The 11,452-nt window shown below is 47.7% G+C and carries 6 protein-coding genes and 1 pseudogene; 5 read left to right on the forward strand and 2 right to left on the reverse strand.

The genetic code is table 11. The annotated features are described in order from the left end of the window. Positions 1-159 precede the first annotated feature (159 nt). Together AC1S52_RS18455 and AC1S52_RS18460 are read left to right on the forward strand one after the other, a co-directional pair. Positions 160-996 carry a tetratricopeptide repeat protein gene (locus AC1S52_RS18455; RefSeq protein ID WP_482030509.1) on the forward strand — a complete coding sequence of 279 codons (837 nt, stop codon included), beginning with the start codon at positions 160-162 and terminating at the stop codon, positions 994-996. 131 nt (positions 997-1,127) lie between these two features. Beyond that, entirely contained in the window at positions 1,128-2,081 is a 954-nt protein-coding gene (locus AC1S52_RS18460) for a trypsin-like serine peptidase (RefSeq protein WP_482030510.1), read from the forward strand. A 160-nt stretch (positions 2,082-2,241) separates the two neighbouring features. Here AC1S52_RS18460 and AC1S52_RS18465 read toward each other — a convergent pair whose 3' ends face one another. Further along, on the reverse strand, positions 2,242-2,646 hold the full coding sequence (locus AC1S52_RS18465) for an antitoxin family protein (protein WP_482030514.1): 405 nt from the start codon (positions 2,644-2,646) through the stop codon (positions 2,242-2,244). A 74-nt stretch (positions 2,647-2,720) separates the two neighbouring features. Between AC1S52_RS18465 and AC1S52_RS18470 the strand changes: the two genes are divergently transcribed. The 3 genes from AC1S52_RS18470 to AC1S52_RS18480 all read left to right on the forward strand — a co-directional run bounded on the left by AC1S52_RS18470 (position 2,721) and on the right by AC1S52_RS18480 (position 9,250). Next, positions 2,721-6,359 (forward strand): CHAT domain-containing protein, encoded by a 3,639-nt coding sequence (locus AC1S52_RS18470; protein WP_482030511.1) that lies wholly within the window; start codon positions 2,721-2,723, stop codon positions 6,357-6,359. Positions 6,360-6,616: 257 nt separating this feature from the next. Next, positions 6,617-8,806 carry a caspase family protein gene (locus AC1S52_RS18475; RefSeq protein ID WP_482030512.1) on the forward strand — a complete coding sequence of 730 codons (2,190 nt, stop codon included), beginning with the start codon at positions 6,617-6,619 and terminating at the stop codon, positions 8,804-8,806. A gap of 45 nt (positions 8,807-8,851) precedes the next feature. Continuing rightward, positions 8,852-9,250 (forward strand): DUF4058 family protein, encoded by a 399-nt coding sequence (locus AC1S52_RS18480; RefSeq protein WP_482030513.1) that lies wholly within the window; start codon positions 8,852-8,854, stop codon positions 9,248-9,250. A gap of 1,444 nt (positions 9,251-10,694) precedes the next feature. Here AC1S52_RS18480 and AC1S52_RS18485 read toward each other — a convergent pair. Beyond that, positions 10,695-11,313, reverse strand: a pseudogene (locus AC1S52_RS18485) (IS1 family transposase); the annotation flags it as partial. Between the last annotated feature and the right edge of the window lie 139 nt (positions 11,314-11,452).

Here is an 11,452-nt window from a genome sequence, read left to right on the forward strand (position 1 = left end):
ATCGCCTCATTGCCAGGACAAGAAAGCCCCTATGCCGACTGTTTCCATCAATTTTACAACTTCCCAAACCGAAAGGTCTGTTGTCCGGTTCCGGCATTGCATATGTTCTCCATAGCCCGGAGGGATGAAATTCCAGAAGCGTTCAAGGAATACCGAATTATGTTACCTAAACAAACTGGCTTAAGCATCTGTGTATCATTGTTCGTTGGGCTTGCAATTCCTGGACTCCCAGCGATCGCACAAGCATTTGCAACTCATCCTCAGTCCGATCTGTTAAAGGCTTCAACCAGCCAACTGGTACAGGCGGAACAACCAAAAGATTTGTTCAAAAAAGCCTGGGAATTGTTAGATGCTGGAAAACCGGCACAGGCACTGGAGATATTTGATCGCCTCCTCCAGACCCACCCCAACCATGCTCCCACTCTGCTGGGTCGTGCCCATTCCCTGTATGAGCTGAAACGTTACCAGGAAGCGATCGCCGCCTACAACCAAGTATTAAAATTAGATGACCGTTTAGTGGCTGCCTGGGTTGGGTTGGGCAATGCTTTAGATGACACCGGCAAACCCCAGGAAGCATTGAAGCTCTATGACCAGGCACTCAAGCTTGAGCCAGACAATGCCAACGCCTGGTTGAATCAAGGAATTACACTAGGAAGGCTGAAGCGGTATGCAGAGGCACTGCGTTCTTTTGACCAGGTTGTGAAACTCAACCCCCAACAACCCCAGGGTTGGTTCCATCGGGGGAATGTGTTGTTCAGAATGGAGAAGTTTGCAGAGGCAGTCACTTCCTATGACCGGGTGATTGCCCTGCAACCCAGGAATGAAGCCGCCTGGTTTAACCGGGGTGTGGCGTTGATAAATCTAAAACGCTATCAGGAGGCGATCGCGGCGTTTGATGAAACTCTGCGAATCAACCCCAACAATGAAGATGCCAAAGAGAACCGAGCTATTCTCTTAAAGCAGGTGGGTCGGTTGCCTGGAGTAGAGCAGGTGTAATGGTCTCGACATTTACCTGCCTATTTAAATCAATTCTACCAGACTCTATCCGCAGGCAAGCTGTCCCAAGCCGAGTCCCTGCGACAAGCACAATTGATGATTGATGAACATGATCAAGGAGTTCAATTCAAATGAAAGATTTCAATTTAATCGCTGCTGGGTGCGTGAGTTTGCTAGCGATCGCCAGCGTGAGTATTGCCAATGCTGAAGGAAGTGATATTCAAATAGCACCTGTCAAACCTCCTGCAACAACTGCGCCATCTGCCAAGCCCGGACAGTTGCCTCAGTCCACATCAGGCTTTATACCCGCCAACATTGGACAATCGACCTTCCCCTTTAAAGGGGGACGGAACATTTTCGGTAAAGACGATCGCATTCCCATGAACTCGGCGAAGTATCCCTGGTCGGCGATCGGTCGGGTTGAGGTGATGAACGGTAATCAACTGGATTGGACGTGTACAGGCAGCTTGATCGGGAAAAATCTAGTTGTCACCAATGCTCATTGTGTATTGGACGAGAAAACCAAACAAGTGACAACCAACAAAATCCGCTTTCGCCCCAATCTGATCGACGGTCAAGCCCCTGCCGCAGCCTTTGCGACCAAGATAGTTCCGGGAACAACTGACCCCCAACGCGATCGCGGTAATGATTGGGCATTGTTAGTATTGGATCAGCCCTTAGGCGAAACCTATGGTTGGTTGGACTTTGTGGTTGCTGACCTTTCTGATTTAGACAGCATCAAAGGTGAAATCATTTTGGCAGGGTACTCTAGTGACTTTCCCAAAGACAACCCTGCGGAAACGGCGGGTGTGCATAAAGGGTGCAGCATTCGTGGCTTTGTCCCCCAACCAGGAGTCGTTTCCCATGACTGTGACATGATGGCTGGCGCATCGGGCGGTCCTATGTTTGTGATCTTGCAGGAGGGGAACAAACTGAACGCGGTGATCATTGCCCTGAATGCGGCGGAACGAGTCAGCCCAGCGGGCAAAAATCCGCCTGAGTTTACTAGAGAAACGGCAAACATCGGAGTCTATGCTGTAACCTGGGCTAGAAAAGCAGAAGAGCTACTTCAGTCACAACGCTGATCAGAAGAGGTGGGCGATCGCTCCCTCACCTCTTTATCACAGATAGTCGTTTGGGTTATCTATTTATTTGCACTGACATTTGCCAGGTTTTGTATCCATCCACTGCCAGTCTCAGAAATATATCGTTTGACGAGAGCGCTACTATCGAGAAAGTAAGCGTTTACCAAATACCTCGCTCCTCAATGATTAATTCTGAAAGAGGCTTTCCTGGCAAGCTTTTAAGCCGTTCAGGTAGCTCTTGCCACTGACTTGCTGAAACTGGTTCGACATTCTCAGCATAGGGTGGAGGAGTGACAATTCCTGTCATTTCCAGAGATTGGGTAATGTGTTGAAGTTCCACCAGGGAGTCATCGACGATGATCTGAATCTGCAATGCCTGTCCTTCTGGTAAGGAGATAGGTTGCAAAGGACGAATCATGCCGTTTTCGTAGATTGCTGGAATGAGGGAGCCATTGCAGAAGCAGAAACACCTAGATGCTATCATATATGCCGTCGGAGAAAAACTTTCAAGCATGAAGGGAGCAGCAGCCAAATGTGTTGTAGGACGATCGCCCCACCGCCCCATCTCCCTTGCATAACCTCCTCCCACCGAGAGTGATACATTGTTGATGAGTTTCCCTACCTGTGGAGGATTTCTGGATGCACCGCCTCAAGTCTGCTGGTTTGGCAGTTGCCACTCTTTGCCTTTGCCTGAATCCGACAATCTCGGCAGTGGTTTCGCCTGCGATCTCTCAAACGGCGATCGTGCAAAATCAGAAGGCAGAGGGCGATCGGTTATTAGAGCAGGGAAACAAACTGCGCGATGCTCAAGATCTTCAAGCAGCGCTAGAGTCATTTCAAAAAGCCTTGACCATGTATCAGGAAGCCAAAGACCGCAGGGGCGAAGGATACGCATTGCGAGGACTGGGCAATACCTATTTGAACCTGAAAGACTATGAAAAAGCGTTGTCTTATCAGCAGCAGGCATTAGCGATCGCCCAAGAAATCAAGGATGCCGATTTAGAAGTAAGGGCGTTGAATAATATCGGGTTGGCTTACAAAGGGTTAGGCAAGCCAGAACTGGAGCTAAGTTTGTTGCAACAAGCCTTAGCAATTGCCACTAAAACGCAAAATTCTGAGATGGAGTTGAAGACGCTAACGAATCTGTCCGATGCCTATAGCAGGGGAGGACAGCGAGGAAAAGCGATGGAGATCCTGCAAGAGACCCTGGCAAAAGCACGAGAGTTGAAGAAATCGGACGTAGAAGTAGAGGCGCTGACCAGGCTTGGGTGGATGTACTCAGAGGCAGGGAACCTAGACCAAGGGATTGATCTTCTACAGCAAGCGCTCATCATCGCGACAAATACTCAGAATACCGAGATGGAGTTAACCACACTCATTGCTCTGGCACATGTCCATAGCCTCAAGAAGCAACCGAAAAAGGCAACGGATCTGATTCAAAAGGCTTTGTCTAAGGCACGAGACCTCAAAAAACCAATCTATGAGTTAGTAGCCTTGAAAATTCTAACTGAAATTTACATCCGAGAAAAGCGGTATCAAGAATCAGTTGAGCCTACCCAGCAGTGGATTGCTTTGGCACGTGAACTGAAAGATAAGCAATCAGAAGCCAATGCGCTGTTCTGGCTGGTTCGAGCGTATGTGGAATCGAAAGAATACACCAAAGCGATTGAGCTTACCCAGCAGTGGATTGCTTTGGCACGTGAACTGAAAGATAAGCAATCAGAAGCTAATGCACTGGGCTGGCTGGTTCGAGCGTATGTGGAGTCCAAAGAATACACCAAAGCAATTGAGCCTACCCAGCAGTGGGTTGCTTTGGCACGTGAATTGAAAGATAAGCAATCAGAAGCTAATGCATTGCTGATGCTTGCAGTTTCTTATTTGTATTTAGGAGATTATCAGGCGTCCCAAGCTTATGCAGATCTAGGAGTTACTCTTTTAGAAAAGCTAGATTTTTCATATCGGGCATCCTATTTCAGTTCTTATAGCCTGATTTATTTTAAGCTTAGAGATTATGAAAAAGCCCTGAATCTAGGGAATAAATCTTTATCACTTGCACGAAAACTCAAGAATATCGAACATGAAGTAGAAGCTTTAGGTTCTCTCACACAGATTTACTGGCATTTGGGCGACTATAGAAAAGCTGAGAAGTTTGCTAGGGAAAATTTGACTTTATCCCAAAGTATCAGAGAGTCTCCTGGGTACAAGGCTTATGCCTTAATGCATTTAGGTGCTGTTTATCATGCTCAAGGAAAATATCATCAAGCAATTACAACATCGCAACAAGCCATATTAACTTCAGCCCATGTACAGAGAACTGAAGGGGATCGAACCAAGAGTCTAGCATTGATATTAATAAGTTTGAGCTACGCTGAATTAGGTGAATTAGAAAAATCAATTGAAACGGCGAAAAGTAGCTTATCCTTAGGAGATACTATTAATCAGTTATACATAACGGAGCATGGGCTTAACCTCTTAGGTGATATTTATAACCGAGCTGGGAAACACTTAGAAGCAATAAATATTTATCGCAAGTCTTTAGCAAGCAGTGTAGCTAATAATTTACCTGGAGGTAATTATGCTGCTTATAGAGGGTTAGGGAGAGTATACCATGAATTGAAGATGCCTCTTACCGCCATCACATACTACAAGCAAGCCGTGCGAGGTATTGAACAAGTTCGAGCAAATTTGCAATCACTATCAATCGAACTGCAAACTTCATTTTTGCAAACGGTTCAAAGCCTCAGTGATGTTAAGCCTGTATCTGTTTATCGGGAGCTTGCCGATTTACTGTTGGTACAAGGGCGGATTCTGGAGGCGCAGCAGGTTTTGGAATTGCTCAAGACGCAAGAAATCCAAGATTTTACCCGCTCAAACAAGACGGAAGCTGGCGCAGAGGTGCCCCAGACCCCAACAGAAGAACAGATTAGCAGCAAAAGCAATAGTCTGATTGCCTTCGGTTTAAAGGTGGATGAGTGCGAACAAATGACTTGTGCTCAGTTGACTCAATTGTTGAATGAGCGGGATGGGTTGGTGCAGCAGTTTGATCGTGACTTGCAGGCGATCGAGAAGGAGTTTCGCGATCGCAACATTCGCAATACGGACGATGCCAGTCTTGCCCCCAAAGACTTTCTGCCTCAAGCAGAATCGATCGTGGAAGCGCAACCGGGAACGGTTCTGATCTACCCGTTGGTCATGGAGAACCGCACCTGGTTACTTTGGGCATCGCGAGGCGTGGTCGTCAAGCGGCAAGAAGTACCGGGAGTAGGACAAAAGCAAATTGGGGAAACGGTGCTCAAGTTGCGCCAACTGCTGCAAAATCCGAATTCGGATATGAACGAGCTGAAAGCTACCAGCAAGCAATTGTATGACTGGTTGATTAAACCAATTGAATCAGAGCTGACTGCCAATGATATTCGCAACTTAGTCTTTTCCCTCGATCGCGCCACTCGCTACATTCCAATGGCAGCCTTGTTTGATGGCGAGAAGTTTTTGCTGGAACGCTACACCGTTTCCACGGTACTTTCCGCAGGCTACACCGACATGAGCGATCGTCTGCCCTTTGCTCCCCAAAATACGAACGTATTAGCTCTAGGTATGTCACAAGCCAAAGACGGATTTGATCCGTTGCCCAATGTCCCTACTGAACTGGATGCGATCGTGCGGCAGGGGAATAACAGTAAAACTGGTGTTTACGATGGACAAAAACTTCTCAACAGTGCCTTTACCTTTCCTGCACTACGCCAAAACCTTGGCAAACAGCGGATTGTTCACATTGCCACTCACGGCAAGTTCGTACCCGTCAATCCGAACCAATCCTTCCTACTCTTGGGAGATGGGCGCTTGGAAATCCCGCGCATCCGCACCTTGCAAAATCTCCGCAATATTGATCTGGTTGTTTTGTCTGCCTGTGAAACAGCTTTAGGAGGAGCCGATCAGGATGGCGTAGAGATTGCCGGAATTAGCTCCTACTTCCTGCAACGGGGGCGAGCAAAAGCAGTCATGGCTTCCTTGTGGCAAGTCAACGATGCCAGCACCAGTTTACTCATGCAGCAATTCTACAAAAACCTGGCAAACACCAAGCAATCTGCAACGAAAGCAGAAGCTTTACGTCAAGCCCAGCTTCGGATGCTGCGTGGAGAAATCACAGCCAAAGACACACTGAAGCGATCGCGCGAGGAAGCAAGCGTGGAAGTGAGATCATCGGGTAAGCAACCTGCGGCTAACTTTTCCCATCCCTACTACTGGGCACCCTTCATTTTAATTGGCAACAGCCTCTGAGTTGACTGCATATCCTCCAGGCATGGAGAGGGATAAAGAACTATAGCAATTCTCAGCTTTGTGAGGTACGTTTTTGGTCGTTATTGGTCATTGGTCATTGGTTATTGGTCGCCCACAAAGGACGAATGACTAATGACTCATAACAAACCCCTAGCTTGTACCGCATCAGCATGAGAACCAACGTAACACTGATATATATTCTTTGTGTGCATAAAATACCCGTTAACCTTAATCATTTGCTCTGGGAGAGTGGAACCATGCCCTCAATGAAACGCCGTCACTTTCTCCAATTTGCCGGATCAACCCTGGCAGCGTTGGGAGTCAATCAGTTGACCTTTTTGCATCAGGCAGATCGTTACGGTCAAGTCCTAGCTCAGGGGAGTCCTGGTAGAAAGCTGGCTCTCCTAGTGGGGATTAACAACTATCCTGACCCCATCCGAACCCTAGATGGCTGCCTGACCGACGTGGAATTGCAGCGGGAACTGTTGGTGTATCGCTATGGCTTCAATCCCAGTGACATTTTAATCGTGAGTGACAATGCATCTCTTAAACCCACCCGTCAAACCATTCTGGATGCATTTCAACAGCATTTAATTCAACAGGCAAAACCGGGTGATGGGGTGGTGTTTCACTTTTCAGGGCATGGCTCCTTAGTCCTCGATCCAAACCCTATCCCAGGTTTTGTCCAAGATGGTAAAGGGGTGAATGGCACAATGGTTCCCAGCGATCGCGCCACCGCCAATCCCGATCAGGTACAAGACATTATGGGACGCAGCCTGTTTCTGCTGATGTCTGCCCTGCAAACGGAAAATGTCACCGTTGTCCTGGACAGTTGCCACTCCGGTGGGGGCACACGCGGTAATCTTGAGTTTCGCGCCACCTCTTCGCGTTACGGTGGAAGCAATCCAGCCAATCCCAGTCCAGTCGAGCTGGAGTTTCAAAAACGCTGGATGTCCAATCTCAAGTTGTCTGAGCAAGAATTTAACCAGAAGCGGCTTCAAATTGCCAAAGGCGTGGCGATCGGTTCTGCTCAGTACGATCAGCTAGCGGCGGATGCTCCTTTCAGTGGGTTTTATGCAGGCGCTTTCACCTATCTGCTGACTCGTTACCTCTGGCAGCAAACCCGTAACGAAGGAGTCGGGACGGTATTTGTTAATTTGACGCGCAGCACAAAAGATGTGGCGAAAACGTCTGGTGTGGAACAGATACCCATTTATGCAGTAAATCCTGATAGCAATGGACAAAAGCCTGTCTATTTTCTGGCTCCCTCTACACTACCTGCTGAGGCGGTTGTGCGGCGAGTGGATGGCAACCAGATCGAGTTCTGGCTAGGCGGCGTGTCCTCCCGCAGTTTAGAAGCGGTAGATGAGGACAGTATCTTTACCCTGATGGATGCCTCTGGTCAGGAATTGGGAGAAGTGAAACAGACCTCGCGACAGGGATTAGTGGGTTTAGGCACGCTGCAAAAAGGGCAAATCAGCCGTGTGAAACCTGGCACCCTGATGCGGGAAAAGGTCCGGGGTGTGCCAGCGGATGTGAAATTACAAATTGGATTGGATGCTTCCTTAGGGCAGGAGCGATCGCAGGCTAACACGGCACTGCGATCGGTGGGCAGGATTGAGATTGTACCGGTTGGGCAGGGGGCTAAGGTTGACTATTTGCTGGGTCGCATGACGCAAGAGTATCTGAAGCAGGCGAATCAACAAAAACTGACTGACCTTCCTGTCGCAGGCAGCATCGGTTTGTTTACGGCTGGGTTGATTCCGATTACTGCAACCTTCTCTAAAACACCTGGAGAATCGATTTCAGACGCCATTGAGCGGCTACGCCCCCGGTTCAAGGCACTGCTGGCGGGCAAGATTTTGCAACTGGCAGTTGGTCGGGACCGTGGGGAGAACCGCTTAAAGGTAGCCACTTCAGTGGTTCCCCGGCAGGGGGGACGGGGCACGGCGGAAAATGTTTACCAGTTCAAAGCAGGGACGGACTTTCAGGTGAAAGTTCGCAACAATGAAACTCGCAATCTCCACATTGCGGTGCTGGTGATTGGGGGTAGCGGCAATTTGACGGTGCTCTATCCCTACTGGGATGCGCCTGAGGATGCGGCACTGGTTTCAACCGGACAGGAACTGCTGACGCCTAAGGATGGGGATGGATACGACTTCACGTTGAAGGGAGCCGGATTTATTGAGGTGTTGACCATTGCCAGTACAAAACCATTACGGAACACCCTGAAAGCCATTCAAACGATCGCGGGCGATCGCGGCACCGGTTCCCGAACAGCACTTCCCTTGAACCGTGGGGATGATTCATTGGATGTGGTGGGTGCGCTACTGGGCGATCTTGACCGCAACAGTCGGGATGCTGATGTTGTTGTGACAGGCAGCAAGCGGACGGTAGATACCACTCAGCTAGCTGCCATTTCTAACGTGATTGAAGTAGTGAAGTAATAGGTTCAGATATAAAACGTTTTTTCTCCAGCATTATTCTCACAAGTGGTATTTGGACAGCTACAGGACTATCTCTACCACCCCCAGTTCGAGAGCCAAACTCATCTGGTGGAAATTGATTTACTGCGAGCGTTCTCCCCGATGCCCTTAGCAGGTGTGCAGGGGGTATGGGATGATCGCATTTTGGTGAGTGATGCAGCTCAACGCCCCCAGGCAGCATTGTACGGATTTAACTTACGCGATCGCATTCCCAGTTTTTTGCTCCCCTTGCAACCGGAAGATAGCCCAATCGTTGTGGACTTACAGCCACTTTTACAGACTGTATATGATCAGGGCAATTTTGACCTGCGGATTGACTATCAACAACCTGCACCAGAACCAGCATTGTCAGACAGCGATCGCCTCTGGGTACAAGAGTGCATAACTTCCAGCAGCAAAGAGTGACAAGTTAACGGCAGGTTTAATTTATTTGTTCAGACTATTTCCTGATAATCATCTTGTTTTGCTTCGAGAAGACGACAGCTAATTTGTCATCTCCTCAACTTGATCCCAGAAGAGCCACGACAGCTAATTTGTCACAAATCTGTAACACGACGATCAATTTGTCACAAGCGCCCTGGCTGCCAAAGCCCCTCAAAAGCTAGTGGCGATTGCTAGAATGCCTGCCAAATAAAGCACACAACCCGATGACAGGAATTTGTCACGACGACAGTTAAAAAGTCACTGTACATTTGTTGTTGTCCATTAAACATTTATTTGTCGGCTTTAAACATTTAGTGTCCGAATCCGACGATAAAATGGTACTTTCCACGCTAAATACCTTTGTTAGGTCTGACCAGAACGGTTTTAAACATTTAGGTCAAGTGGGGACGAAACCCACTTTTATGACTTGTCTTCTGTAAGCTCAGCGATGCTAGAAATCACCATTTCATGATTTCTAGCATTGATATCGTTTTGGAAGGCTAAGGTTTCTTTCAACCCTTTAGAACTTTAGGAGAAGTGGCTGCGCAAGGGATTAGCAGGATAACTTGAAGCTGAAAAGGCAATTGCGCCCCCGAAGTAATACGCTGCCAGGTGGAAACGAGTGGGTCCACTTTCAACCCAGCAGGAGCTGAAAAGGCAATTGCGCCTGATTTTGAGTCCATTTTGGAGGTATCCGACGGCAAACTTTCAACCCAGCAGGTGTCCTTTACGAAAAGGCACTACCCCCTTAGCTACAGAGGATTTAACAGCTACGGAGGATTTTGGGCTGCAATGGGAATGTAGGGGGTTGCATTGCTTTTGTCAGTGGTCGCAACCTTTATGTATCGAGTGACATTCGCTTTGTATTAGGTTGCATTCAATTTGTTGAGGGTCACATTCGTAATGAATCGAGTCGCATTGGTCATGTGGTGGATTGCAAATGTAATGGGAGACATTTGATGGAGGAGGGGGCGAATCGCTTACAGAAGTTGGAGGCTGTTAGCAAAAAGATCAAAGTTGATAGGACTTATGCAAACCTCGGAGGTTTTAATCAGAAATCAAGCATCTACCCACTGAGTGGCTTAAACCTCCAAGGTTTTGGTCGAAATGCGTAAGTCCTGGTTGAATGTTTGGAGGATAAGGGGCAGAGGATAATTATTGATTGGTTTCAAACGATTCTAATCAACGCATTCTATTATTTCCTTCAGTTTTGGTGGTAATACAGCGTTTTTCATTTGCTCATTAGTCAAATACACTCTTCTCAATTGAGGGCACTCTGCCAATAAACTGAAGTTCTGAATCGGAGTTCTTCTCAAATTCAGCATTTGTAGTTGGGAGAGAGGTGCCAACGGAGTGAGGTTCTGTATCTCGGTTCCGTCCAAAGACAATGTTTGTAATGGTCGTGTTCTAGACTTGTTGTTTTGGGTTAGACAACCAAACCAAATTCGTAACGGTTAATAAATAGCCCAATAACAATGTCATGCATCCCAATAGACTTGGAAAAGCAAATGGTTTTGCGCGCTAGTCGTTTCAGGCGAGTTCGTAAGGTCAAATGCTTGCGCTCAATCTTCTGAGTATACCGTTTGCCAACGGTATGCAGACTCGGATCAAGATGCCGTTCATAGGTTCCCCAACCATCAGTATAAAACTGCATGATCCCAAATGGTTCTAGCAAGGCTTTGAGTTGAAGAAATGCTTCATCTTCATGCGTCGCCAACACGTAAGCTAAGATGGCACCACTGCGATGGTCAATGGCATGCCATAACCAACGTTGCTGGGCTTTAGAATGGACAAAACTCCACATTTCATCGGCTTCTGCTTCGGTATCGTGCCACTGACAGAGCTTTACAATACTTTGAGTCGGTTCTAGTTCAGCCAGTTTAGCTTCATTGACTGCTTTGAGTCGTCGATCTTTTTTTTAATTCCTCAATCACTGTCGTGGGGCTAATGTGAAGCACACGGGCTGTATCTCGAATCCCACTCCCATTGAGTGCCATATCACTGATTTGTTGCTTGACTTCAGGCAAATACCCTTGATAGGTGTATTGCAAACTGAACCACTATGCACTGAAAGTGCATAGGTTCCTAAAGGGCTGAAAGCCCAAGTTAATCTACTCAAGTAGGAAGTTATCGCGCTCCTGATTCGATGGACTCCGATGATGCTCTAAATACTCCTCCCACTAA

The organism is Kovacikia sp. CALU 1929, assembly GCF_056784235.1.